Consider the following 23,172-nt stretch of genomic DNA (forward strand, 5'->3'; position numbering starts at 1 on the left):
AAACGTCAAGGAACACCCGTTATGCCCATGCGACCGGGGAAAGGCCGCAGCCTTTCCGCCCTGATGCTGGCGGCCGCCCTCGTCCCGGCACCAGCCAGCGCGCAACAGCAGGTGGCGGCCCCCGTGGCCGCCGGTCCCGCCACCACCCAGCCCGCCCCCCCACCTGGACAGGATAGCGGGCTGGTAGGGGAAATCATCGTCACCCCCAGCTTCCTGCCCACGCCGGAGGAAGTGAAGGCGTATCACGACGCGGAATACGGCCGCCTGAAAGGCATCTACGCCCCCGACCCGCCGGTGGTATCACGCGCCGACGTGTTGAGCCGGCCCAAGGACCTGAACACCGGCACGGTGGCGGGCCCGAAGTCCATTAACTGCGCCAATGTGGGCGAATGCCGGTCCGCCTACAGCGGCGACAAGTGATCCGGACGGGTCACCCGCCCCACGCCGCCACCACGTCCCCGCTTTCCACCAGCAGGGCGCAATTCTTGGACAGGGCGTGGAGAGCGCCCCAGTGCAAGGCCGGCTCATAGGCGGCACAGGCGTCGGCCACCAGGAAGACATGGAAATCGCGGTGGAAGGCGTCGCGCACGGTGCAGTCGACGCAGCATTCCGTGGTGAAGCCACAGACCACCAGGGTGTCGATGCCACGGGATCTCAGCCGGGCCTCGAAATCCGTGCCGGCGAAGGCGGAGAACAGCACCTTCTCCACCTCCATCTCGCCGGCATGGGGGGCCACGCCGTAGTAGTCGGCACCGGGGGTGCCCGCGCGGCAGATGCCCACCGCCTCCACCGGCCAGCCGCGACGCTCATAAAGGGCCTTCAACGCCGTGCCATCGGTTTCAGGCCGGGTGATGACGCGGATGAAGACGGGTGCCACGCCCACCGCCCGGGCGGCGGCCAGCAGCGGCCGGATGCGACCCAGCGTGGGCTCGACCACGCCCAGGTCCAGGCCCGCCTGGCCGATGGCGCCCTCGGGCGCGATGAAGTCCACCTGCGGATCGATGATCAGCAGGGCGGTGCGCTCCGGCCGGATCAGGGGCGCCAGTGCTGCCGCCGGAACCGGCGGGTCCAGCGTCAGGATGACGGTCACGGCCGCCGCCGGGACGCCCGTTGCCGGCGCGCCCTCTTTCAGGATGGTCGGCATCAGTAGGGCTTGTCCCCGGCAACGGTGACGCGGAAGCCGGAACGGACGCTGGGGAAATAATCCCACACCGCCAGATGCTGCACCGCGCGGTTATCCCAGAAGGCCACCGAATGGGGTTCCCAACGGAAGCGGATCTGGAAGTTCGGATTCTTCACATGGTCGAACAGGAACTTCAGGATGGCCGCGCTCTCCTCCTCCGGGACGCCCTCGATGCGGGTGGTGTAGGAGCCGTTCACGAACAGGCACTTGCGCCCGGTCACCGGATGGGTGCGCACCACCGGATGGCTGTTGCAGGGGTAGCGCTTGTCGTAGTCCTTGAACAGCGCGTGATAGACGGGGTTGGCGTCGTGCACCGCCGTCAGCCCGTCCAGGTAGGACTTCATGCGGTCCGACAAAGCGTCGTACGCGGCAACCATGCTGGAAAAACAGGTGTCGCCCCCCACCGGCGGCAGGGTGTGGATGTAAAGGATGCTGCCCAGCGGCGGCTCCGCATCACAGCTGAGGTCGCTGTGCCAGTTCTCCCCCGCCACATACTTGGAATTGGCATCCGCGTGGATGGCCACGATCTCCGGATGACCGTCGATGCCGGCCACGGCGGAATGGATGGCGAGATTGCCGAAGTGCCGGCCGAAGGCCTTGTGCGCCTCATGCGTCAGCGCCCGCTGGTCACGGAAGAAGATGACCTGGTAGCGGGCGAAGGCGTCCTTCACCTCCGCCACCTGCAGGTCGGTCAGCGGCTGCGACAGGTCGATGTCCAGCAGTTCCGCCCCCAGCGCCACGGCGCTGGGTTTGACCCGGAAGCTCTGATACTCGCGGATGCCGTTGTCCATCATCGTCCTCACAGCGTGCCCGGGAAGGCCTCACGGATGGCGGGCAGCACCTCCTGGGCGAAGCGCGGCACGCCGGTGATATAGTCGGGGAAGATCAGCATCATGCCGTCCAGGTCACAGCCGCCCAGCATGTCGATCAGCTTGGCCGCCAGCGTGGCGGGCGCCCCCATCAGGTGGCTGGACATGAAGCCCGACCGGGCCTTGGTGGTGAAATCGTTCTGGCGGCCGATCTCCACATCCAGGAAGCCGTAGGCCTTCATCATGCCGCGCCAGGCGCCTTCATCGAAGCCTTCGACATATTTCGCCGCCAGGGCCTCGGCCTCCGCGTCCGTGTCGCCCAGCACCAGGGTCATCATGGAATAGGTCTTGATCGTGCGCCCGGCCTCTTTCGCCATGGCCTTGGCCATGCCGCTGTTCTTGGCCAATTCCTCCTTGGTCGTGCCCGACAGGAAGATGGCGTCCATCTCATTGATGGTGAAGGCCATCCCCCGCTTGGAGGAGCCGGCGCAGACCAGGAAGGGACGCGAGAAGGGCTTGGGATCGGACTGGCAATCCGTCAGGGTCACATACTTGCCCTGATAATCGACCGTGTCCTCAGTCCACAGCCGCTTGATGGCGTGCACCCATTCCTCGGCGAAGGTGTAGCGCTCGTCATGGTCCAGCTCTTCCCGCCAGGCGCCCATCTGCTCGAATTCGCCCTTGTAGGACCCGTTGACGACGTTCAGGCCGGCGCGGCCCTGGCTGATGTGGTCCAGGGTCATGATCATCTTGGCGGTGACCGCCGGGTTCTGCAGCAAGGTGTGGACCGTGGCCCACACCTTGACCTCCTTGGTCACCTCCGCCAGGCCGGCCATCATCATCTGGCTTTCCATGGCGTAGCGCCAATGGTCGGTCGTGCCGCCATAGCCGCGCCACTTGGCCATGGCCATGATGAAGTCGTACCCGGCACCATCGGCCAGCTGCGCCACCTGGCGGTTATAGGCGTAGGAGCCATCGATAGGGGGGGCCGAGGAGGACAGGATCCAGCCGCCGTTGGCGATGGGCAGGAAGATGCCCAGATCCTTGCCCCCCGTGTCGGAGGGCAAGGGCGCGCGCTTCAGGTCGATCGTCTGCGTCATGATGGAACCAGGCCTCCCTTAGAACGAGTAATTGACGCTGACCAGCATCTGGCGCGGCGGAATGTACTGGTTGCTGACCACACCGCTGCCGTAGGGGTCGGTGTAGCGGCCGGCGACACCGGCGCGGTCCAGCAGGTTGGTGACGGTGAAGGTGGCCCGCCACGGGCCGCTTTGCGGCGTGTATTCGAAGAATAGGTTGACCTGGCTATAAGATGGCACATGGTCCACCCCGGCCTCGTTGAACACCCGCGCCTGGTAATCGCTGCGGAACAGCAACTCCGCCCGCGACACCAGGGTACCGTAACTGCCCAGGGTTTGCTGCCAGCTGGCGTTGACCCCGCCGGCGGCGCCCGGCATGTCGGGCGGCGTGTTGCCCTTCACGTTGATGGACTGGGCCGCGCGGATGGCGAACCACTGCGCGCTCCACGGATAGGTGACCCCGGCGGCCACGGCCTTGGCGGCGGCGGCATCGGCCAGGCGCCGGTCCAACGCCAGGTAAGTGTCCGGGATTTCGCCATCCATGAGGGTCAGGTTGCCGCCCAGCTCCAGCCGGTTGTCCAGCAAGCGGTACTTGGCCTCCACCTCAGCACCCCACATGTTCACCTTGGGGATGTTGCCGATGCCGCCGCTGTAGGGTACCGGGTCCTCCTCGATGTACTGCATGTTGCTGTACTTGGAATAGAAGGCCGAGATGTTGACGTTCAGGTGGTTGCCCAGGAAGCGGTTCTTGGACCCGACCTCGAAGCTGTCCACCGTTTCCTTGTTGTAGGTGCCGGAGACCACCGCGGCGGTGCTGGTGCCGGTGTTGACGCCACCCGGCTTATAGCCGCGCGACCAGCTGGCATAGACCATGTTGTCGTCTGTCAGGTCGAAGTCGCTCTCGGCCTTGCCGGTCAGGGCATAGACTTCCTTCGACAGCTTCACCGGGGCCGCATAGTAGTTGGAGCCCCAGCCGCTGTACTGATCGACATTGTAGCGGATGCCGCCCGTCAGGCGCCACCGGTCGGTAAGGTGGTAGGTGCCCTGCAGGAAGGGCGCCACGCTGTCGCGATCCACCTCGGACAGGTTCTCGTAGCTGAGGTTGGACGGCAGGGCGGAGGGCGAAGTGCTGGTCGACAGCACCGGCGTGGGGTCGTTGGCCCCGGTGCCCTTGTATTCCACCACGTACTGGCTGCTGTGGGAGTGCATGTAGAAGACGCCGGCGATCCAATCCAGGTCGGTCCCCGGGTTGGAACTGAGGGTCATCTCCTCCATGATCGCGCGGCTCTTGGTGTTCCAGGCCGCGACCGTGTCATAGCCGCCGAAGTTGGCGTAGGTGCTGCGGTCGCTGTCGAACGACTGCTTGGCGTCCATGTACTGATAGCTGCTGATCGACTTCAGGTTGGCGAAGGGCAGCGAGTAGTTGAGGGTCAGGGTATCGACATCCATGCCCAGCTTGAACTTGGCCGGGAAATCCTGGGTCACCTGGCGCGGGTCGGGATTGGGATCGTCCACGGACTTCAGCGCGCTGCCGTGGTGGTCATCCTCGAAATGCTGGCCGGTCAGGGTGACGGTCAAATTGTCGGTCGGCTGCCACAGGCCCGACAGCTTGTAGTTCACGTTGTTGGCGTCATCCAGGCCATAGCCGCCGGCCACACCGGTGGCGGTGGAATAGCCGTCGTGGCTGGTCTTCTGCACCACGGCACGGATGGCGGCGGTATCGCCCACCGGCACGTTCAGCGCCGCTTTGCCCATGGCGTAGCTGTAGTTGCCGAAGGTGGCGGTGACGTCACCGCCCAGCTTGCCCAGTTCGGGCTGCTTGGCTATGACGTTGATGGCGCCGCCGGTGGAGCTTTGGCCGAACACCGTGCCCTGCGGCCCGCGCAGCACCTCGACATGGTCGACGTCGAGGAAGCCCAGGTTCAGCGCGATGTTGTTGGGGATATAGACGTTGTCGATGTGGAAGGACACGCCGGGCTGGGTATAAAAATTCTCCGGCGTCTGCGAGCCCACGCCGCGGATGGAGACCATGACCTCGGACCCGCCGCTGGGGGTGATCTGCAGGCCGGGAACGTAACCGTTCAGACCCAACGGCCCCGTGACGTTGCCCTTTTCCAGCGTGTCGGCGGAGACGGCGGTGACCGACAAGGCCGCCTTCTGCAAATCCACCTGCCGCTTTTCCGCCGTGACGATGATGGGTTCCAACGCGTCCAGATCGGCGGCGCCGGCGGCGGCGTCAGAGGGGGCGGCGGCCGGAGCCGGCGGGGTTTCAGCGTAGGCGGACGCGGCCGTCATCATCGCCGCCGCCAGCGCACCGTGCCATAAACGCAGCTTCACATCTCTCAACATGCCCGGACCCCCATTCTTGGTAGATGACGATGTGCATCGCCTTGGGACCAAGCATGCGGGCATCCCGTAAAGTATTCTTGTTATAGGACGCCCGAGAAATTGCCTGAATTCACCATTCCCCATACCCACCACCTGCCCACCAATGTGATATATTCTATCATTCTTGGAACGACGCGAAACGCCATCCGCAGATTCTTCCGCAGATGGCGCCCGATCGCCGGCTATTTTATTTTTATTATTTGAATACGTTCAACTTGCCTGCGCCTGCGGCACGGCGCCTTCGTCCGGGACGGCGCGCCGGGCGAAAGGGCCGGCACCAGCCCGCAGGGGCCGGCCCAGCATGACCAGCGGGATGATCGCCGCCACCATGAGGACGGCATAAAGGTAGAAGATGGGCGCGAAGGTGCCGATCTGGTCGGCGATGGCCCCGGCCGCCACTGGGCCGGCCGCGGCCACGGTGGTCAGCGTCCACACCATGCCCAGCACCTGCGACCCGATATCCTTGCCAAAATATTCCAGCAACAGGACGCTGGCGGCGAGGTAGGCCACGCCCCAGCCGATGCCGAAGATCAGCGCGAAGGCGCCGATGCCCACCAGCGTGCCGGCATGGGCGAACAGCGCGATGCCCACCACCTGCAGGGCCATGCCCACGACCAACAACAGCCGGGTGGACACGATCTCGCACAAGGGGCCGGCGACGCCCTTGGCCACGGTCATGACCAGCGCCATGCTGGCCAGCGCGAAAGCCGCCGTGTCCGGCGCCACGCCGAGCAGGCCCAGATGATTGAGGGCGACGCTGTTGATGGTGGTGACGCAGGCCATGGTCATGGTCATGGAGCCGGCGACCGCCAGGAACTGCGGCGTGGCGATGGCGCCACGATAGGTCCAGCCGCTGGCGGCAACACCGGCCTCCGTCTCCGCCGGGTTGGTGCCGGCGCCGTCCGCCACCGGCGCGTCGGCCTCGATGGCGCGGTCACGCAGGCACAGCAGGTTCACCAGGGTGACGGCCACGGCGACACCGGCCATCTCCAGCCAGTAGACGCGCCAATCGGCGCTGAAGGAGACGATGGCCCGGGCAAGAGGGGGGCCCACCACGCCGCCGAAGGCCCCGATCATCAGGTACAGCCCGATCATGCGGGCCGACCGGCGCGGGAACCAGCAGGCGATGGTGTAGATGGCCGGTACGTTGCCGGCCAGCGAATAGCCCAGACCCAGCAGTAGCATGGCGGTGTAGAAGGCCAGCAGGCCATGGGTGTATGAGGCCAGCGCGTAGGCCGCCACCAACACCACGCCACCCAGGGTCATGGTGTAGCGGGGGCCGATCCGCCGTATCAACGTGGTGGGAAAAACGCTGGACAGGCCACAGGCGATGCCCAGAAGGGAGAAGCTGAAACCGGCCGCCTTATAGGACCAGTGCAATTCGCCGACCATGGTGTAGAGCACCACGCCCAGCGAGGCGAACGTCGCGGCGTTGAGGAAGAAAAAGCTCAACGACACCGCCGCCAGGACCAACCACTCTCGCCGCATCAGGGAACCCCCGGGCTATGGGTGAAGTCATCTCCGAAACGCTACCAGCCGATGCGGTCGCCACGCTTGTCAGCAGGCGAACAAACTTATGCGGAAAACGTTCGCCCACTGTGATGATAGGCACAGTTACGGGCCCTATCGCCCAAAAAAACAGCGTTATTAAAAATGCTCAATAATTAACCAAACTCAACGGACGGGCCAGGCGCCCCGGGGCGTGATACCGGCCCGGGCCAGCAGGGCCGCCTGGGATTCCCGCGCCGCCTGCCGCAGGGCGTCCTCATCCACCGTGAGGCAGCGGCCATCGCGCACGACGACGCGCCCCTCCACCACCACGTCGCGGACGGAGCGGCCGTCCGTTCCCCATACCAGATGCAGGGCGGGATCCCCCGCCACCAGGAAGGGGGCGGAGCGCGGGTCGTGCACCACCAGGTCGGCACGCTTGCCCACCTCCAGCGAGCCGACGCGGTCGGCCATGCCGATGGCCCGCGCACCCTCGATGGTCGCGAGCGCAAAGGCCGTATCGGCCCCGAAACGATGGGCGTCCAGGCTCATATCCCGGGCCAGGCCGGCGGCCAGCGTGGCGGCGCGGTGAATATCCGGCAGGTCGCCCGCGTTGGGCGCGTCGCAGCCCAGCGCCATCCGGCCGCCACGCTGGACGATCTCGGCATGCCGGCCGGCGCGGCTGACACCCTGGGCCAGGCGCAGATAGGCCCAGGGGCAATAGGCGACCGCCGTGTCGCTGGCCAGCAGCGCCGCAACCTCCGCATCGTCCAGCCAGACGGCATGGGCCAACAGCAGATGCGGCCCCAGCACGCCCAGGTCCGCCAGGTGCAGCAGGGGGCGCCGGCCCGACCGGCGCAGATAGGCCGCGACGTCGGCCTCGGTCGGGGAGATGTGCATGGTCATGCCCACGCCCCGCCGCCGCGCCAGGTCGGCGGCACCGGCCAGCAGGACGTCGCTGGCGAGATCATGCCCCACCAGGGTCACCCACCCCTCCACCAGCCCTCCCCTGGGCAGGGCGTCCAGCACCGCCTGTTGGCGGGCCAGCACCTCATCCGCCGGGGCGGCGTAGGGCGCGTTGTCAATGTCCCAGCCCCAACAGCCCACCGCACCCCGGATGCCCACCCGGGCCAGCCCGGCGGCCACGCGCCGGGGATGGGCCACGGTTCCAGCCTCCACCACCGTGGTGGTGCCGTATTTCAGCGATTCCACCGCGCTGAGCGTGGCCGACAGTTCGTCATCGTCGGCACTGTGGGCGCCGTGGATAGGCACAGCCCAGCCGAAAATGGACTCGTCGGAGCTTTGCCGATCCGGGATCAGGCTGCGCACCAGCGGATCACCCGTCAGGTGCTGGTGCGCGTTGATCAGCCCGGGGGTGATCAGTCCGCCCTCCGCCTCCAGCACCGGCACCTGGGGCCAGCGCGCCCGCAGGGTCGCCGCCTTGTCCACGGCGACGATGGCCCCGCCGGCGACGGCCACGCCGCCCTGGCGCCATACCGTGCGGCTGGCATCCATGGTGACGACATCGCCACCCAGTACCAGAAGGTCGGGGACAAGAAGGTCGGGCGTCGGCGCCGACATCAACCGGCCCGGCCGCACAGCGCCAGGGCCGCCATGGCATAGAGGCGGGTGCAGTCCACCAAATCATCGATGCTGGGCCGCCACCGGCGGGGGCCCATGGTCACCGAAGGGATGCGGTGCATGTTGAAGACGTTGTGGTCGCGCCACATGCTGGAATAGACGGAATCGCTGATGGGCTGCGGCCCCCCGCGCACCCGGCCGTGGGCATGGTCCAGCGCCGCCTGCAGCGGCTTCACCGCCACCGGGTCGGCGGTGAAGCCGTGGCGCACGGTGTAGGGCTGGATTTTGACATCACCGAACCCGGCCTCGCGGAAGGCGCGCTTCAGGTCGCGGTCCACGGCGGCGATGGTCTGCGCCGGGGTCAGGGCCACCTGGACATAGATGTTACACACCTCGCTGGCGGCACCCATGGCCTGGGGCGTGCCGCCCCGGATGGCGCCGATCTGGACCTTGGGCACGGCGGTGCCGCCCGGCCCCTCGTAGCGGTGCTTCACCTCATACTCCCGCGCCCAACGTTGGATGATCTCGATGGCGGGGGCCACCTTGACCAGGGGGCTGGGATGATCGGCCAGGGCCTCAGGATGGGTCAGCAGCGGCGTGAAAACCCCCTGGCCATAGATCGTGATGCGGAAATCGGCATAGCCGCAGGCCGTCCAGTTGATGCCGAAGTCCGTGCCCTCGGCCGAGATCACATAGTCGGGCGCCACGCCGCCATGGGACATCAGGTAACAGGCGCCCAGTTCCTTGCCCAGATAGTCGACGCCACCCCGCTCCTCCGCCGGTTCCGGCCCGATTTCCCCCGGGCAGGCGGTCAGATACATGAGGCCGCTGAGGTCGATTCCCGCCTTTTTCAGGGCCTTGGCCGCCATCAGGAAGCAGGCCATGGGCCCCCGGTCATTGCCCACCGCATGGCCGAAGAACGTCTCGCCCTCCAGCCAGGCGCCCAGCCATTGCGGGTCCGCCACCGTTTCCGGGCGATAGGTGTACTGGTCCGTCTCATCATAAAACGGGCTCTCGGTATCGAGATGGCTGGTGAACAGCAGGTTGGGGCCATCGCCCTTGCCGCCATAGCTGCCGATGACGTTGAAGCGGTGTTCCACCAGCCCGGCCTTGCGCGGTGAAAAGCCGTTCTCCGCCATCCAACCGTGGACGAACTCCCCCGCCCGGCGTTCCTGGCGCATGGGCGAGGGGATGCCGCACAGGTCCAGCACCAGCTTCACCAGCTCATCCCGGTCGATGGCGGCGGTGATAGCGGCGGCGTCCTCATCGGAAACCGCCAGTGTCCCGTCATGCATCGTCATTCACCACCCCTGCCCCATCTGTTCATGTCCCGCCGTCGCGGGCGTGTGCTTCTCGAGAGGATGATAGGGGCTGCCCCATCCCCCGCTCTTGCCGATTAACGCATGAAAGCTTGCACGCTGGGAACGGGCCGGCGGGGGCGTCGCCCCTGCGAAAGCGGCCATGCGCGTGCAGGCAAGATCGCGGCCGGCGCCGGCCCTAAGGTTTTCCCCATGAAGACGCGCCCCATCGGGCCGTCCCGGACTGTCAACCAGGGGGAAGAATGACCGTTCAATTGGATCGCGCCGCCGCGGCGGAACGGCATAGGATCCGGCCAACGCTGCACCTGCTGCCGGCCACGCCGCGCACCGTGCACTGGGGCTATTTCAACCCCACCCAGGCGCCAGCCCTGACGGTCAAGAGCGGCGACATCATCCAGGCCGAGGCCATCACCCACCATGCCGGCGACGCGCCGGACCTGATGATGGATGAGGCGGTGACCCGCATCTTCACGGAAATCCCCGAGGCCGACCGCAACCCCGGCGTCCACATCATGACCGGCCCCATCCATGTCGAGGGCGCCCAGCCTGGCGACATGCTGGAGGTGCACTACCTGCAAATGACGCCCCGCACCCGCTACGGCTCCAACCTGGCGGCCAACTGGGGCCATCTGTTCAAGGAAATGGGCGAGAAGGAGCGGGTGACGATCTATGAGATCGACGCCATGAGCCAGCAGGCCCACGCCCTCTATGCCTACGACTTCCCCGGCCGCTACGACGTGCCGGGCAAGATCACCAACTGCCCGGAATGCGACCGGCAGCCGGCCTTGTCGGGTGTCCGGGTGCCGGTGCGCCCCCACCTGGGCACGGCCGGCGTGGCGCCCGACGTGGCCGGCCGGGTCAGCACCATCCCGCCAGGCCTGCACGGCGGCAACATCGACAACTGGCGCATCGGCGCCGGGGCCACGATGTACTATCCGGTCCAGGTCGATGGCGCCCTGTTCTCCATCGGCGACCCGCACGTCTCGCAGGGCGACGGGGAACTGAGCGGCACCGCCATCGAGGCGTCGCTGAACGTCATGTTCCAAATCTACCTGCGCAAGGACTTCCGCTTCCCGTCGCCCCTGCTGGAAACGCCGGACTGCTGGATCGTCCACGGCTTCCATGAGGACCTGAACGTCGCCATGCGCAACGCCTCGGTCGACATGCTGAAGCTGTTGACCGAGCAGCAGAACCTGAGCCGCGACGACGCCTATTCGCTGATGAGCATCGCCGCCGACTTCGGCGTCACCCAGGTGGTGGACGGCACACAGGGCATCCATGTGCGCATCCCCCGCGGCGTCTTCCCGCCGCGCAAGGACTGACACGGCAACAAGCAGACAAACGAGGGGCCGGGGCGGCCCCCGGGCAGCAGAGCCCGGGGCGGCCCGCATGGGGCCCAGGGGCATGGCGTGGGGGTTCAAACGATGAAGCACTCTTTCCTGAATGACGGTTTTTTCAACGGCCTGGACAGTTCGGCCCTGGGCGTGGAGGCGGCCGAAACCCTGCCGCCGCTGTGCTACACCGACCGCGACTTCTATGAGTTCGAGAAAGAGGCGCTGTTCAATCACGAATGGCTGTGCGTCGGCCGCGAATCCTGGGTGAAGGAGGCGGGCGACTACTTCACCACCAGCATCATCGACGAACCCATCGTGGTGGCCCGTGGCCGGGATGGCGCCATCCGCGCCATGTCCAGCGTCTGCCAGCACCGGGCCATGCTGGTGGCGGAGGGCCAGGGCAACACCCGCGCCTTCCTGTGCCCCTATCACCACTGGTCCTATGGCCTGGACGGGCAACTGATCGGCGCGCCGGCCATGGAGAAGACCTGTAATTTCGACAAGAAGGACATCAAGCTTCCCCAGTTCAAGGTGGAGATCTGGCACGGCTTCATCTTCGTGAACTTCGATCTGGACGCCGCCCCCCTGGCCCCGCGCCTGGCGGCGCTGGAGGGGGTGATGGCCCCCTATGCCATGGCCGGCCTGAACGGCCCGGCGCCGGACCGGGACATCAAGTTCCCCTGGAACTGGAAGGTGATGTTCGAGAACAACAACGACGGCTACCACGCCAACCGCCTGCACGGCGGCGCCCTGCACGATTTCGTGCCGTCGCGCCTGGCGGCCTTCCCGGACGATCTGCCGGCGGACACGGCCGGCTACTACCGCACCAACGGCACCCTGCACGCCGACGCCAGCTTCAACCCCACGCAGAAGGCCATCCTGCCCATCTTCCCGGCGCTGGGCGAGGTGGAGCGCAACCGCATGCTGTTCGTAAACGTGCCGCCCACCCTGTCCCTGGTCATCACCAGCGACATGGTGATCTATCTGATCCTGCGGGCGGACGGGGCGGAGACGCACCTGATGGACCAGGGTTACCTGGTGGCGCCGGGCGCCCTGGAGGACCCGCTGTTCGACGACAAGCTGGCCATGAACAAGCACTCGACATCCGCCATCATCGCCCAGGATCTGCATGTGGATGAGATGGTGCAGGTCGGCCTGCGCTCCCGCCATGCCATCCGCGGCCGCTATTCCTGGCAGGAACAGGCGCAGCGCGAATTCAACGGCTGGCTGGTGCGCCGCTACAAGGATACCTGGGACCGCGTGAAGCCGCCGCCCGGCGTTGGAGGGAATTGATAATGACCAACCGCCTGCCCACCATCTTCTTCGGCCATGGCAGCCCCATGAACGCCCTGGAGGACAACATCTGCACCCGGGAATGGGCGCGCCTGGGGACCAAGCTGGGGGCGCCTGAGGCCATCCTGGTCATCTCCGCCCACTGGTACACCAGGGGCACGGCGGTGACGGCCATGGAACGGCCGCCCACCATCCACGACTTCGGCGCCTTCCCCCAGGCCCTGTTCGACGTGCGCTATCCGGCACCCGGCAGCCCGGCACTGGCGAAGCGGGTGGCGGAGGTGCTGGCCCCCCTGCCGGTGATCCAGGACCAGAAATGGGGCCTGGACCACGGCACCTGGTCGGTGCTGGTCAAGGCCTTTCCCAAGGCAGACGTCCCGGTGGTGCAGCTGAGCATGGACGGGACCCAGCCGGCCGCCCACCATTTCGAGGTGGGGCGGCGGCTCGCGGCCTTGCGCGATGAGGGCGTGCTGATCGTGGGCACGGGCAATGTGGTCCACAATCTGGGCCGCATGAACTGGGACCCCAGCACGCCGCCCTATCCCTGGGCCGCGCGCTTCAACGACCTGGTGAAGCACTGCATCACCACCGACACGCCCCAGCCGCTGATCGATTTCCAGAAGGCGGGGCCGGACGCGGCGGCCAGCATCCCCTCGCCCGACCACTACCTGCCGCTGCTGTACGTGCTGGGCACCCGCCAGCCGGGCGATGCCGTCACCCTGGTCAATGACCGGGTGGAACATGGCTCGCTCAGCATGCTGACCGTGGCCTTCGGCGACTTGGCCGCCTGAGGAGGAGCCTAGAGCATGACCGGCGCCGATGACTGGTTCCCCGTGCGCGTCGCCGCCAAGGTGCGGGACGGCGGGGACGTCTTCCTGTTCGACCTGGCCGATCCGGCGGGCGGCCCCCTGCCCACCTTCCAGCCCGGGGCCCACATCGACGTGGCGGTGGGGAGCCTGACCCGTCAATACTCCCTCTACGGCGCGCCGACCGAAACCGGCCGCTACAGCATCGCCGTGCAGCGGGAATCCCAAGGCCGGGGCGGGTCCAAGGCGCTCTGCGACGGCCTGGGGGTGGGCGACACGCTGCGTATCCGCCGCCCCCGCGCCCTGTTCACCCTGGCGGACGGGGCGGCAGCGCATGTCATGATCGCCGGCGGCATCGGCATCACGCCGCTGCTGTCCATGGCGGCGCACCTGGGGAACCGTGGCGGCGTCACCTTGCACTATCTGGTGCGCAGCCGCGACCGCACCGCCCTGCTGGACGCGGCATCCCAGGCCGTGGGGCAAGAGAACCTGCACCTGCACGTGACCGCCGAGACGGGGCGTCCGGATCTGGGCGCCCTGATCGGCGCGCCGGCGCCCGACCGCCACCTCTATCTCTGCGGCCCCGCCGCCCTGCTGGATGCGGCGACGTCCACGGCGCTGGGACTGGGCTGGGCCGCCAGCCATGTCCACCTGGAACGCTTCGCCGCCGAACCGATGGCCGAGGCCGGCGCCAACCGGCCCTTCCTGCTGCGCCTGCGCTCCACCGGCGCCGTCATCCCGGTGATGGCCGACCAGACGGCGGCCGACGCCCTGGCCGCCGCCAAGGTGGAGCTGCCCATTTCCTGCGCCGAGGGCGTGTGCGGCGCCTGCATCACCGGTGTGCTGGACGGCACGCCGGAGCATCGCGACTGCGTCCTGACGGATGCCGAGCATGCCGGCAACCGACTGTTCACCCCCTGCTGTTCGCGGGCGGTCAGCGAGATGCTGGTGCTGGATTTATAGGCGCCTGCCCCCACCCGCGATTTTCCGGTCCTTACAGAAAAGCCGCCCCGGTCCCCCGGGGCGGCTTTTTCGCGTCTGGATCCTATTCCGCGAACTGGCGGGTGGCGGCGACAGCTTCCGCCGTCACGCCGGGCGGCACCAGGAAATCGCCGTTGTCATTGTCCGCCAGGCCGGCGGATTGGCGGTAAGCGCGGGGCGTGGTGCCGTAGCGGTCACGGAAGGCGCGGCTGAAATGTGCCGCCTCGTTGAAGCCCCAGCGGAAGCAGATCTGGGAAATGCCCAGATGGGCGAAGGTGGGGTTGATCAGATCGTGGCGGCAACGTTCCAGCCGGCGGTTGCGGACATAGCCGCTGAAGGTCTGGTCGACCTCCTTGAACAGCTTCTGCAGATAGCGGGCGGAGCCGCCATATTCGTTGGCCACATCCTCCAGCGTCAGGTCGGGATCGCAGAGCCGCGTCTCGATGATCTGGCAGATGCGCTGCAGGGCCATGGAGCGGATGCCGGCGGCGCCGCGCGCCGTCTGCACATGCGGATTGTCGGCCAGCGCCGTCATCAGGAATTCCGACAGCGCCATGTCGATGGGCCGCAGCGGCCCCTCCTCGGTTAGGGTGCCGAATGTTTCTGCCAAAGCCTTGAGCATTCCCGCAAGCACGTGCCCAATTCCTGACCGCCCCGGCAAATGCAGAACACCAAAGGACAGCGGCGTTATCAATCTTGGGTTGACCGCAGACTTGGGAATTAAAGCGTAAAGCACCTGGAATTTGGTGCTGAAAGACAGCGAGGCGGGAATTCCCGTCTGGCCATAGATGATATCCTGCGGCGCCAACTCCAGCTTGCCGCCGGGATGGGTCAAGGTGGCGCCGCCTTCGATCAAGACGATCAGCCACACCGCGTCCACCTTCTTCATCAACCGGCCGGATATTTCCTGCGGTGAGGAAGTGATACGGGCGAATTCGATGCCCAAAGGCGACTTCAGGCACGATAATTTGGCGAAGAAATCTTCATCTTCCGGCAGATGGTCCAGCGGAAGCTTCAGCTTCTCCAGCGCGTCGCGCCATACGTCCCGACGTTGTTCGACGGGGAACTGATCGGTGATCAAGTGCCATGCGGTCATCGGAACCCTCGCGCCCCCGTGTTTGTCAGGCGACAGGCCGCCCCTGTTCGGCGGCCGCGACTACCGGAATAAGCGCAAACTCCGTACCATTAAGAATCAAAATCATTTACCCGCCAGGACTTGGCGGCCTCACAGGCTGAAGCAGGCCAAGGCGTAAAGGGCCAGCGCGATCGCGGGGCCGAACGGCATCTCAGCCGGGTCCCCCTCATCGGCGCGATTTCGTCGCACCAATCCCCACAGCGGATAGGCGGCCAACCCCAGGCCGGCCGACAGCAGCACCAGCCAGGGCATGCCCTGCACCCCGATCCACCACCCCGCCGCCGCGAACAGCTTCACGTCGCCCAGGCCCAAGGCCGCCCGATGCAGGCGGCGGCTGAGCGCCCAGCGCACCACCAGCAGCATCCCAGCGACCAGCAGGGCCGCCACCAGCCCCTGGAGGGGCGGCACCGTCCAGCCGGCCAGGCTGCACCCCAGGCCCAGGACGGCCGCGCCCAGGGTCAGGCCGTCAGGCAGGTAACGGTGGCGCAGGTCGACGACAGCGCTGGCCAGCAACAGCGTCGCCAGCAGGAACAGGGCCGCCGTTTCCGGCACCCAGTCCAGCCGCGCCACCGCCGCCATGAAGGCCAGGGCGGCCAGCGCCTCCCCCGCCGGATAGGCGGCCGAAATGCGGGCGCCGCAGCAGCGCGCCCGTCCGCCCAGCACTAGCCAGGAAAACACCGGCACCATGGTCAGCGGGGCCAGCGGCGTGCCGCAGGCGGGGCAGCGGGAGCGGTCGAGCGCCCAGGGCACCCCACGGGGCAGGCGCCACGCCAACGCCATGGCGAAACTGCCGGCCACCAGGCCCAGCAGGGCCGCCGCCATCAGCGAGATCCCCATCCACAGGCTGTCGCCCCGCATATCCATCAACCCGCCTCTCCAGCCGTCACCGTGCAGGCATCCCGCCCCGCCAGAACCGGCCGCTGCCATTCCAGGGGCAGCCAAGGTGTCTCCACCCCACTGCCGGCCCCCGCCGCCTGCCGCCCCACGCCGCGATAGAGCAGGACGCTGCGCCGCACCTGGCTGCGCCCCTCCTCCGCCACCACCACCCGTAGCATGCCGCCGGCCACCAGGCCCAGGGGACCGTTCCCGCCTTCCGCCGTTGGCCCGGCTCCCGGCCGGCGAGTCAGGGGCGCCAAGCCCCGGAAGGGACCGCGGGCGTAGACGGTGCCCCAGCGGCGCAGGCAGGCGGCGATGTCTGGGTCCAAGCCGGGGATGACATCCAGATCCTCCAGCGACCACAGGGCGCGCAGGGGGTCGATGACAAGGTCCAGGCCGTTGGCGCCCGGCGGGTCCATGCCGCGCCACGACGCGATGGCGTCGGCCGCCTTCACCGACTGGCTTTCGGCAAAGCCCAGGGCATGGATGGCCTGGGTCAAGGCCTTGCGCGACAAGCCGTTCAGGTCGATGCGGCCACTTTCGGGCAGCGCGGTGACGGTCACCGCCTGGCCGTCCATCACCAGGCGGCGGGGCGGCGGCAGGTCCGTCCCCCCCTCCTCAAGCAAGGCGTCCAGGGCCACCCAGGTGGCGGCGGCGGCCCGTTGGTCCTGGCCGGCGGCGACGGAGGCGACGCGCGCCAGCCTGCGGGCGGTCAGGCCGTTGCCCATGACAACCAGTCCCACCGCCGTGGCCATGGCCAACAGGAACAACACCAGCAGCAGGGCATAGCCCTCCCGGCCCCGCCGCTGGGGGCCGGACAGACCGCCGGTGGACGCCCGCCTCATTGCCCCTGCGGCCGGGGGGGGCCGGCGGGCGGCGGGCTCAGGGCGCCGCCGGTGGCGCCGGCGAAGATTTCCAGCCGCCCCATGCTGGCGCGCAGCGCCTCCGTCACCTCGCGCGCCCGGGTGGCGTCACGCACGATGACGGGCCGCAGGAAGACCAGCAGTTCCGTCCGGCCCTTGGAATGGCTGTCGGTGCCGAACAGCTTGCCCAGCACGGGGATGTCGCGCAGATAGGGGATGCCGGAGCCATTGCGGCTGGACGTGTCGCTGATCAACCCGCCCAGGGCCACCGTCTCCCCATCCTGCACATTCACCACGCTGGTGATTTTGCGCTGCTGGATGGTGGGGCTGTCGATGCCCGAGGTGGTGGTGGTGGTCACGGAACTGACCTCCTGGTTGACGTCCAGCACCACCGCACCGCTGCGGTTGATGCGGGGCGTCACCTCCAGGATCACGCCGGTGTCGTGATATTCGACGGAGTTGACCACGGCGCTGTCGCTGGTCAGGGTGCTGGTGGCCGATTGCACCACCACCGGCACCTCGTCACCCACCTGCAATCGCGCCGTTTCATTGTTCAGCACCATCAGGCGGGGGGCCGACAACACCTGCACGTCCGTCACGCTGGCCAACGCGCTCAGCACCACCCGCGTGCTGGGCGTGAGGAAGGTGTAGTTGAAGTTGGGATACGTGGCCCCCACCGTGGCGCCATTGGTGGTGGAGAAGCCGGCCGTGCTGCTGCCCCGGTCCAGGAACCATTGGACCCCGAAGTTCAGATCGTCGTTCAGCGTCACCTCGGCGATCGTCGCCTCGATCAACACCTGTTCGCGCGGCGCGTCCAGGCGGGTCAGCACCTGCTCCAACAAGGCGTATTGCGCGCCGGAGCCGAAGATCAGCAGGGCGTTGCGCCGTTCATCCGCCACCACCCGCACGCCCTTTAGTTCCGACAGGCCGTCATCAGCCGCCCCCTCCCCGCCACCACCCGAAAGTGGAAGGTTGGCGCCGGTGTCAGCCGGGCTAAGCGGCGCGCTGGCGGCGGAGCCGGAGGCGCCCGTGGCGGCCCCGCCGCCGGCCGGGGTGCCGCCCGTGCCCGACGCGCTGGTCCCCCGGCTGGCGGTGGACATCGCGGTTGAGCGACCGGTCCGGCCACCCCGCTGCTGGTCCGCCGGCCGTTGTTGATCCGCCCCGGTGGAGCGTCCGACCAGGCGGTTCAGCGCGGTGGCCAGTTCCACCGCCGACCCGTTCTGCACCTCATAGAAATGCACGACCTTGCCGCCATCCGGGCCCGGCCGGTCCAGCCGCTCGATCCAGGTGCCAACGGTGGGCAACAGTTCGGGGCGTTTGGCCACCACCAGCAGGGCGTTCAGGCGGCTGATGGGCACGAAGTCGATCATGCCCTGCAAGGGGCCGCTGTCCAGTTGCAGCACGCGGCGCAGCTCCGCCTCCAGCCGGGCCGGGTCCACCGCCTGCAAGGTGTGAAGGGAGAAGGACAAGCCGGCCAGCCAATCGACGTCGAAACTGGCCACCAGTTGGGTGAAGGAGTCGATCTCATGCGCCGTGCCGTTGACGATGAAGATGTTACGGCCGGCGTCCGCCGCCTGGATGAAGCCCTGGCGGGTCAAAGGATGGACGATCTTGTCCAGTTCCGCCGCCGAGACATGGCGCACCGGCACGATGGCCGTGCTGAACCCGGCCGCCCGTTCCGCCGCGGCCGTGGTCTGCAGGGGCGCCTGGCCGGCCGCCTCGGTCGCCGGAATCACCTGATAGAAGCCGTCGCCACCGACGATGGCGAAGCCCTGGGTGCGCAGGGCCGCGTCCACCGCCGCCAGGGCCTGGGCACGGGGCAACGGCCGGGTGGTGCGGATGGTGACCTGGCCCTGGACCTTGGGATCAATGGTGTAGGTCAGGCCCAGCATGCCGCCCAGCACCGCATCCAGGACGGAGCGGACGTCGGCGTTGACGAAATTCATCTCCACCGGCTCCCCACCACCCTCACCCGCCGCCGGCGCCATGCCGGTCACCGCTCGGGCGGGGCGCACCAGCTGACCGGTGCCGGGCAGGGTCTGCGCCGCCGCGCGCGCGGGCGGGACGCCGGGGCCGATGACACTGCTGGCCGGGGCCGGCGTCGCCGATGGTGTCATCGGCAAGGGCGTGCCCGGCCCATGCGTCACCGCGCTTTCCGAACAGCCGCCAAGGACCAGGCAGCCCGTGACCAGCAAACGGAAGGGGGCATTGGGACGGTGGTGTTTCATGGCGGGGGCCTGGGGGGGCGAGAGGGCGGATGACTGGGCGGGGGTTCCAATTGCTGGGGATCCACCTGCTGCGGGGCCGCCTGCTGGGGGGGCGCCTGTTGGGGGGCCAGCGGGGGCGGATTTGGCGGTGACTGAACCGGCGACGCCCGGCTGGGCACGGGGCTGCTGGAGGGGGAAGGTGCGGACGGCATGAGGGGTGCGCCCACGGTGGGCGGCGGCGGCAGGGAAAGGGAATAGTCCCGCACGGCCGCCCCCCGGCGCAGGCGCAGGGTGGCGCGGCCGACGCTTTCCACCGTCCACCCTTGCAGGTCGTCACCCAGGCGCACGCTGAAGGGCTTCTGCGCCCTGCGGTCCAGGCCGGTGGCGGCCCCGCCGCCCGGGCCGGTGACCACGCCCGTCACCTGCAGATCCGGCCCGTCCGGCGCGCCCTGTCCCCCGGTGCTCGGCGGTGGCCGCCGGTCGGGCGTGAACAACGGGCGGCGGACCGCCTCCCCCGGTTCGGCGGAGAGGCCCATGGGCGTCGGCCCGGCCAGAGGCGGCAGCGACGGCAAGGGTGCCAGCGCGCGCGCCGGCTGGTCGGACGCGGCGAGCGCGACGGCGAGTGCCAGGCCGGTACCGGCCACCAGCCCGGCCGCCGCCAGCGCCAGGGCGGAGCGCTCAGGAAGCGGCCAGGGCGGCATAGACGTCGATCTCCAACTCCAGGGTGGCCGATGCGGCCGGCGCGGCGCCCAGGTCACCACGAGCGGCCCGGCCGAAAGACGGGCCGCCGGGGCCGGACGCCGGCGGCCCGGCGGCGTGCACCCGCACCAGGCGCAACAGCAACCGGGGGCGGACGGCATCCAGCGCCGCGACGGCGTTGGTCACGGCGACGGCGTCGCCCGCGGCATGGGCCGTGAGGTGGATACGGCGATAGGAGCCCTGCCCGGGTCCCGCCTCGGCCTTGAGGTCCAGGATGCTGGCACCCGCCTGTTGCAGGGCATGGCGCACGTCATCCTCGGCCGCCGCCTGCACCGCCGCGACGTCCGCCCCCATCCGCAACAGGGTTGGGACACCCAGGGCCTGATCGACCGTCGCGGCCCGGCGGCTGAGATCGTCCCGCTGCGCCAGCAGGGCGCGCGCCGCCTCCAGTTGCGTGAGGCGGGCGACCCGTCGGGCCGCCGCCGCCTCCACCGTGTCCATCAGCGGCGACAGGTAGAGGTAGGGCGGCAGGGCCAGCAGGCATAGGGCGATGGCCAGGATGAAGGCCGGACGCGGGGCCGTCATGTCATGGCCGTCCCACGGCCAACACCGCCGTCAGCGTGAAGTCCCGCGCCGTGCCGTTGGGTGGGGGGATGTCGGACGGCGCGGTGAAGCGCACGTCGATGAAGGGGCCGGCGGCGCGGACACGGGCCAGGACGTCGGCCAGATCAGGGCCCCGGCCCTGCAGGACCACCGCCTCGGGCATCAGGGACACGTCAGTCAACCAGACGGTATCGGGAAAGGCCAGCGCCAGCTCATCCAGCACCTGGCCCCGGCCAGGCTGGGCCAGAAGCACGGCCGTGCCGGAAGCGTCGACGCTGAGGAAGAGGATGCGGTCGCGCATGTCCTGGACGGCCCGCGCCTCCTTGACCAGGGCGGCCAGCTCCCGCTCCACATTGGCGGTCTGCTGGTCCAGGACCCAGATGGCGATGGCGAACGGGATGGGCAGAGCCAGCCAGAACAGGCCGGCGGCCACCGCCATGCCCATGGCCCGGCGCCGTACCCGGCCGGGATCGAAGCGCAGGAATTCCGGGGCCGGCCCCTGGCCGGGCGCCACCGCCACGGTGATGCCGGTCAGGCTCAGCCCCGCCTGGGCGGCGGTGGCGAGGGCGGCCGACAGCACCGTCCGGCGGACCATGTAGACGCGGGCCGCGGCGGGGGCCGTCCCCGCCCCCTCGGCGCCTGTCAGCGTCACCACATCCCATGCCAGCAAATCGGGGCGCAACGGCATGAAGCGATGGGCCTGCATCTCCACGAAGCCGCGGGCATCCACCATGCCGCCCAGCAGCGCCCCTTTCGGCAGGGGCACGTCCACGGTGTGCACATCCACCGGAGAAAGTGCCAGGCGGACGGGCCCCCGCCCCACCGCCCCCACCAGGCCGCCGCCACCCGGCGGCAGGGCCAAGACCGGTACCCGCAGCCCCAAGGGCCGGTGCCAACGTCGGGGCAGGACGGCGGCGACCCCATTGGCGAGGCCGTCCAGGGCCAGGATGGCCAGCCGCGCGAGGCGGCGGGCGGGGGTCATCCGGCACCGCCGGGGCGGCAACCGCCGCGCAGCGGATCGAAGGCGCACAAGACCCCGCCCCGCACCAGAGGTGCCGCGATCATGGGCGGCCAAGGATCCTGCCCCGGCAAGGCCACCTCCAGACGCACCAGGGCCGGCGCCGTGGCGCCATCCGCCCAGCGGTCGGTCCACGCGTGGACCTTGCCGTCGAAATAGGACCAGGCGATGTGCGACGCCCCCTCGATCAGCACCCCATCGGCGGGCGCCGGCCCATCCGGACGCAGGGGCGCCACGTGCAGGCGGAGTGACAGATGGCCGGCCGGCCCCTCCACCGTCAACGCCATGCGATAGAGCCCCCCTTTACCCAATCCGGCCGGCAGGGGCGCCAGCACGTCAAAATGGCGGGCGTCACGTTCCAGGGGCGCCATGTCGCCCGCCGCCGCGCCCAGATCGTCGAGGGTCAACGCCGCGACGACGATGGCGCGGGTGAAATCATGGACGCGACCGACATCGGCGGCGGCGCGTTGCAGGGCGCCGCTGCGGTCGGCCGTACGGTTCATCAGGGGCAAGAGGCCTACGGCGGCGACAGCCAGCATGCCCAGCAGGGCCAGCGCCACCAGGGCCTCCACCAGGGTCATGCCCCGGCACGGATACGGTGCCGCCATGGACCGGATGGCTATGGTCATCGCGTGTCTTCCGCCAGGGAGCGGTTGGTGACGGCCGCCAGCACGGGGCCCTCCGTCCCCCGCGCCATCCCGGGCGCACCTGTATCGGCAGTCTCGGGGGCCATGCCGCGGACTTCTACCCGATAGTCCCGGTCGCCGGTCGGGGAAACGGCCAGCGGCACAATTTTGACACGGTAGGGCAGGCCCTGGACCGGCATGTCCACCGCGCGGTCGGCCAACGGCACGGCCACGCCGGCCTCCGCCGCCACCGACTGGGCCAGACGCAGGGCCACCGTCTCGCCCCACGCCTGCCGTGCCGCCCAGGCACCCGACCAGGCCGACTGCATCAGCAGGGCCGTGCCCAGCCCGAAGATCGCCAGCGCGATCAACATTTCCAACAGGGTGAATCCGGCGGTGCTGCGCATGGAGTCCCTCCCCTAATCCAGATGAACGGTGCCCAGCGGCCAGTCGACCCGGAGGGTGACGGCACGCGCCCCCTCGCTAAGGCGGATCCGGGCCCCCGGCGACCAGCCGCCGGGAAGGAAGATCACGGCCTCCGGCTGATAGGGGTCGGCGCCAGCGATCGCCAAATCCACCGCCGCGATACGCCGCAGCCGCCGGCCGGCGGCGCCGGCCCGGGGATTCCTGAGGTCAGCGAGCGAGAAAGCCACCGGCTGACCGGTGACCATCGCCTCCACCTGCCGGCCCCGCAGCTCATCCTCCAGCGCGGCGACGGCAGCACTGAGGCGTAGGCCCGGCAGCCGGTTCTGGATGCCCACCGCCAAGGCCGTTCCCAGGATTCCCAGGATGACCAGCACCACCAGCATCTCGACCAGGGTGAAGCCCGCCCCATGCCGCGAAATGGGGTCCCGGATGGGAGGTCCGGCGGGGGACATGGTGGC

General features: G+C 68.7%; 22 protein-coding genes. 5 read left to right on the plus strand and 17 right to left on the minus strand.

Going from position 1 to position 23,172, the window contains the following annotated elements; translation table 11 throughout:
- Positions 1-21 precede the first annotated feature (21 nt).
- The gene (locus FHS74_RS12625; protein WP_184800917.1) at positions 22-420 is read left to right on the plus strand and encodes a hypothetical protein; all 399 of its coding nucleotides are present in this window, start codon (positions 22-24) and stop codon (positions 418-420) included.
- Positions 421-430: 10 nt separating this feature from the next.
- Here the strand turns inward: FHS74_RS12625 and FHS74_RS12630 are convergent, their stop codons facing one another.
- The 7 genes from FHS74_RS12630 to FHS74_RS12660 form a co-directional block, all read right to left on the minus strand.
- Positions 431-1,144, minus strand: coding sequence for a cysteine hydrolase family protein (locus FHS74_RS12630; RefSeq protein WP_184800919.1), 714 nt, complete (start codon positions 1,142-1,144; stop codon positions 431-433).
- Positions 1,144-1,977, minus strand: a complete 834-nt coding sequence (locus tag FHS74_RS12635) for a TauD/TfdA dioxygenase family protein (RefSeq protein ID WP_246463091.1) — start codon at positions 1,975-1,977, stop codon at positions 1,144-1,146. The genes FHS74_RS12630 and FHS74_RS12635 overlap by 1 nt, the downstream gene beginning before the upstream one ends.
- A 5-nt stretch (positions 1,978-1,982) precedes the next feature.
- Complete coding sequence (locus FHS74_RS12640; protein ID WP_184800923.1) at positions 1,983-3,092, minus strand: LLM class flavin-dependent oxidoreductase; 1,110 nt, start codon at positions 3,090-3,092, stop codon at positions 1,983-1,985.
- A gap of 18 nt (positions 3,093-3,110) precedes the next feature.
- Positions 3,111-5,420: a TonB-dependent receptor gene (locus FHS74_RS12645; protein WP_246463092.1), complete on the minus strand. Its 2,310-nt coding sequence runs from the start codon at positions 5,418-5,420 to the stop codon at positions 3,111-3,113.
- A 249-nt stretch (positions 5,421-5,669) separates the two neighbouring features.
- Positions 5,670-6,947, minus strand: coding sequence for an MFS transporter (locus tag FHS74_RS12650; RefSeq protein WP_184800925.1), 1,278 nt, complete (start codon positions 6,945-6,947; stop codon positions 5,670-5,672).
- A gap of 186 nt (positions 6,948-7,133) precedes the next feature.
- Entirely contained in the window at positions 7,134-8,528 is a 1,395-nt protein-coding gene (locus FHS74_RS12655) for an amidohydrolase family protein (RefSeq protein ID WP_184800927.1), read from the minus strand.
- Entirely contained in the window at positions 8,528-9,829 is a 1,302-nt protein-coding gene (locus tag FHS74_RS12660) for a zinc-binding metallopeptidase family protein (protein ID WP_184800929.1), read from the minus strand. Before FHS74_RS12660 ends, FHS74_RS12655 begins: the two co-directional genes overlap by 1 nt.
- Before the next feature lie 260 nt (positions 9,830-10,089).
- Here FHS74_RS12660 and FHS74_RS12665 point away from each other — a divergent pair, with 260 nt between their 5' ends.
- The 4 genes from FHS74_RS12665 to FHS74_RS12680 all read left to right on the plus strand — a co-directional run bounded on the left by FHS74_RS12665 (position 10,090) and on the right by FHS74_RS12680 (position 14,243).
- Positions 10,090-11,169, plus strand: a complete 1,080-nt coding sequence (locus FHS74_RS12665; protein ID WP_184800931.1) for an acetamidase/formamidase family protein — start codon at positions 10,090-10,092, stop codon at positions 11,167-11,169.
- A gap of 102 nt (positions 11,170-11,271) precedes the next feature.
- On the plus strand, positions 11,272-12,474 hold the full coding sequence (locus FHS74_RS12670) for an aromatic ring-hydroxylating oxygenase subunit alpha (RefSeq protein ID WP_184800933.1): 1,203 nt from the start codon (positions 11,272-11,274) through the stop codon (positions 12,472-12,474).
- A gap of 2 nt (positions 12,475-12,476) precedes the next feature.
- The gene (ygiD, locus tag FHS74_RS12675; RefSeq protein ID WP_211106261.1) at positions 12,477-13,265 is read left to right on the plus strand and encodes a 4,5-DOPA-extradiol-dioxygenase; all 789 of its coding nucleotides are present in this window, start codon (positions 12,477-12,479) and stop codon (positions 13,263-13,265) included.
- 15 nt (positions 13,266-13,280) lie between these two features.
- Positions 13,281-14,243: a PDR/VanB family oxidoreductase gene (locus FHS74_RS12680; RefSeq protein WP_184800936.1), complete on the plus strand. Its 963-nt coding sequence runs from the start codon at positions 13,281-13,283 to the stop codon at positions 14,241-14,243.
- An 82-nt stretch (positions 14,244-14,325) separates the two neighbouring features.
- Here FHS74_RS12680 and FHS74_RS12685 read toward each other — a convergent pair whose 3' ends face one another.
- From FHS74_RS12685 to FHS74_RS12730, 10 genes are all read right to left on the minus strand, one after another.
- Positions 14,326-15,357 (minus strand): AraC family transcriptional regulator, encoded by a 1,032-nt coding sequence (locus FHS74_RS12685; protein WP_184800938.1) that lies wholly within the window; start codon positions 15,355-15,357, stop codon positions 14,326-14,328.
- 129 nt (positions 15,358-15,486) lie between these two features.
- The gene (locus FHS74_RS12690) at positions 15,487-16,260 is read right to left on the minus strand and encodes a prepilin peptidase (RefSeq protein ID WP_184800940.1); all 774 of its coding nucleotides are present in this window, start codon (positions 16,258-16,260) and stop codon (positions 15,487-15,489) included.
- Entirely contained in the window at positions 16,260-17,117 is an 858-nt protein-coding gene (locus FHS74_RS12695) for a hypothetical protein (protein ID WP_184800942.1), read from the minus strand. Before FHS74_RS12695 ends, FHS74_RS12690 begins: the two co-directional genes overlap by 1 nt.
- Positions 17,114-19,363: a type II secretion system secretin GspD gene (gene gspD, locus FHS74_RS12700; RefSeq protein ID WP_184800944.1), complete on the minus strand. Its 2,250-nt coding sequence runs from the start codon at positions 19,361-19,363 to the stop codon at positions 17,114-17,116. Before gspD ends, FHS74_RS12695 begins: the two co-directional genes overlap by 4 nt.
- The gene (locus FHS74_RS12705) at positions 19,360-20,043 is read right to left on the minus strand and encodes a hypothetical protein (RefSeq protein WP_184800946.1); all 684 of its coding nucleotides are present in this window, start codon (positions 20,041-20,043) and stop codon (positions 19,360-19,362) included. The genes gspD and FHS74_RS12705 overlap by 4 nt, the downstream gene beginning before the upstream one ends.
- Complete coding sequence (locus FHS74_RS12710; protein ID WP_184800948.1) at positions 20,021-20,626, minus strand: GspMb/PilO family protein; 606 nt, start codon at positions 20,624-20,626, stop codon at positions 20,021-20,023. The genes FHS74_RS12705 and FHS74_RS12710 overlap by 23 nt, the downstream gene beginning before the upstream one ends.
- A gap of 1 nt (position 20,627) precedes the next feature.
- Positions 20,628-21,626 carry a PilN domain-containing protein gene (locus FHS74_RS12715; protein ID WP_184800950.1) on the minus strand — a complete coding sequence of 333 codons (999 nt, stop codon included), beginning with the start codon at positions 21,624-21,626 and terminating at the stop codon, positions 20,628-20,630.
- A complete protein-coding gene (locus FHS74_RS12720) occupies positions 21,623-22,291 on the minus strand; it encodes a prepilin-type N-terminal cleavage/methylation domain-containing protein (protein ID WP_184800951.1) in 669 nt (222 codons plus the stop codon). The genes FHS74_RS12715 and FHS74_RS12720 overlap by 4 nt, the downstream gene beginning before the upstream one ends.
- Positions 22,288-22,695 (minus strand): type II secretion system protein, encoded by a 408-nt coding sequence (locus FHS74_RS12725; RefSeq protein WP_184800953.1) that lies wholly within the window; start codon positions 22,693-22,695, stop codon positions 22,288-22,290. The genes FHS74_RS12720 and FHS74_RS12725 overlap by 4 nt, the downstream gene beginning before the upstream one ends.
- A 12-nt stretch (positions 22,696-22,707) precedes the next feature.
- Positions 22,708-23,166, minus strand: coding sequence for a prepilin-type N-terminal cleavage/methylation domain-containing protein (locus FHS74_RS12730; RefSeq protein ID WP_184800955.1), 459 nt, complete (start codon positions 23,164-23,166; stop codon positions 22,708-22,710).
- Positions 23,167-23,172: the final 6 nt, after the last annotated feature.

The organism is Nitrospirillum iridis, assembly GCF_014205765.1.
Lineage (GTDB): Bacteria > Pseudomonadota > Alphaproteobacteria > Azospirillales > Azospirillaceae > Nitrospirillum > Nitrospirillum iridis.

What these genes read in the sequence shown, in the direction of transcription:
- FHS74_RS12635 (WP_246463091.1), bottom strand. Translation starts at nt 1,977, where the DNA reads ATGATGGACAACGGCATCCGCGAGTATCAGAGCTTCCGGGTCAAACCC.
- ygiD (WP_211106261.1), top strand. Translation starts at nt 12,477, where the DNA reads ATGACCAACCGCCTGCCCACCATCTTCTTCGGCCATGGCAGCCCCATG.
- FHS74_RS12680 (WP_184800936.1), top strand. Translation starts at nt 13,281, where the DNA reads ATGACCGGCGCCGATGACTGGTTCCCCGTGCGCGTCGCCGCCAAGGTG.
- FHS74_RS12665 (WP_184800931.1), top strand. Translation starts at nt 10,090, where the DNA reads ATGACCGTTCAATTGGATCGCGCCGCCGCGGCGGAACGGCATAGGATC.
- FHS74_RS12630 (WP_184800919.1), bottom strand. Translation starts at nt 1,144, where the DNA reads ATGCCGACCATCCTGAAAGAGGGCGCGCCGGCAACGGGCGTCCCGGCG.
- FHS74_RS12640 (WP_184800923.1), bottom strand. Translation starts at nt 3,092, where the DNA reads ATGACGCAGACGATCGACCTGAAGCGCGCGCCCTTGCCCTCCGACACG.
- FHS74_RS12715 (WP_184800950.1), bottom strand. Translation starts at nt 21,626, where the DNA reads ATGACCCCCGCCCGCCGCCTCGCGCGGCTGGCCATCCTGGCCCTGGAC.
- FHS74_RS12650 (WP_184800925.1), bottom strand. Translation starts at nt 6,947, where the DNA reads ATGCGGCGAGAGTGGTTGGTCCTGGCGGCGGTGTCGTTGAGCTTTTTC.
- FHS74_RS12625 (WP_184800917.1), top strand. Translation starts at nt 22, where the DNA reads ATGCCCATGCGACCGGGGAAAGGCCGCAGCCTTTCCGCCCTGATGCTG.
- FHS74_RS12725 (WP_184800953.1), bottom strand. Translation starts at nt 22,695, where the DNA reads ATGCGCAGCACCGCCGGATTCACCCTGTTGGAAATGTTGATCGCGCTG.
- FHS74_RS12660 (WP_184800929.1), bottom strand. Translation starts at nt 9,829, where the DNA reads ATGACGATGCATGACGGGACACTGGCGGTTTCCGATGAGGACGCCGCC.
- FHS74_RS12670 (WP_184800933.1), top strand. Translation starts at nt 11,272, where the DNA reads ATGAAGCACTCTTTCCTGAATGACGGTTTTTTCAACGGCCTGGACAGT.
- FHS74_RS12695 (WP_184800942.1), bottom strand. Translation starts at nt 17,117, where the DNA reads ATGAGGCGGGCGTCCACCGGCGGTCTGTCCGGCCCCCAGCGGCGGGGC.
- FHS74_RS12710 (WP_184800948.1), bottom strand. Translation starts at nt 20,626, where the DNA reads ATGACGGCCCCGCGTCCGGCCTTCATCCTGGCCATCGCCCTATGCCTG.
- FHS74_RS12705 (WP_184800946.1), bottom strand. Translation starts at nt 20,043, where the DNA reads ATGCCGCCCTGGCCGCTTCCTGAGCGCTCCGCCCTGGCGCTGGCGGCG.
- gspD (WP_184800944.1), bottom strand. Translation starts at nt 19,363, where the DNA reads ATGAAACACCACCGTCCCAATGCCCCCTTCCGTTTGCTGGTCACGGGC.
- FHS74_RS12685 (WP_184800938.1), bottom strand. Translation starts at nt 15,357, where the DNA reads ATGACCGCATGGCACTTGATCACCGATCAGTTCCCCGTCGAACAACGT.
- FHS74_RS12655 (WP_184800927.1), bottom strand. Translation starts at nt 8,528, where the DNA reads ATGTCGGCGCCGACGCCCGACCTTCTTGTCCCCGACCTTCTGGTACTG.
- FHS74_RS12690 (WP_184800940.1), bottom strand. Translation starts at nt 16,260, where the DNA reads ATGGATATGCGGGGCGACAGCCTGTGGATGGGGATCTCGCTGATGGCG.
- FHS74_RS12730 (WP_184800955.1), bottom strand. Translation starts at nt 23,166, where the DNA reads ATGTCCCCCGCCGGACCTCCCATCCGGGACCCCATTTCGCGGCATGGG.
- FHS74_RS12645 (WP_246463092.1), bottom strand. Translation starts at nt 5,420, where the DNA reads ATGTTGAGAGATGTGAAGCTGCGTTTATGGCACGGTGCGCTGGCGGCG.
- FHS74_RS12720 (WP_184800951.1), bottom strand. Translation starts at nt 22,291, where the DNA reads ATGACCATAGCCATCCGGTCCATGGCGGCACCGTATCCGTGCCGGGGC.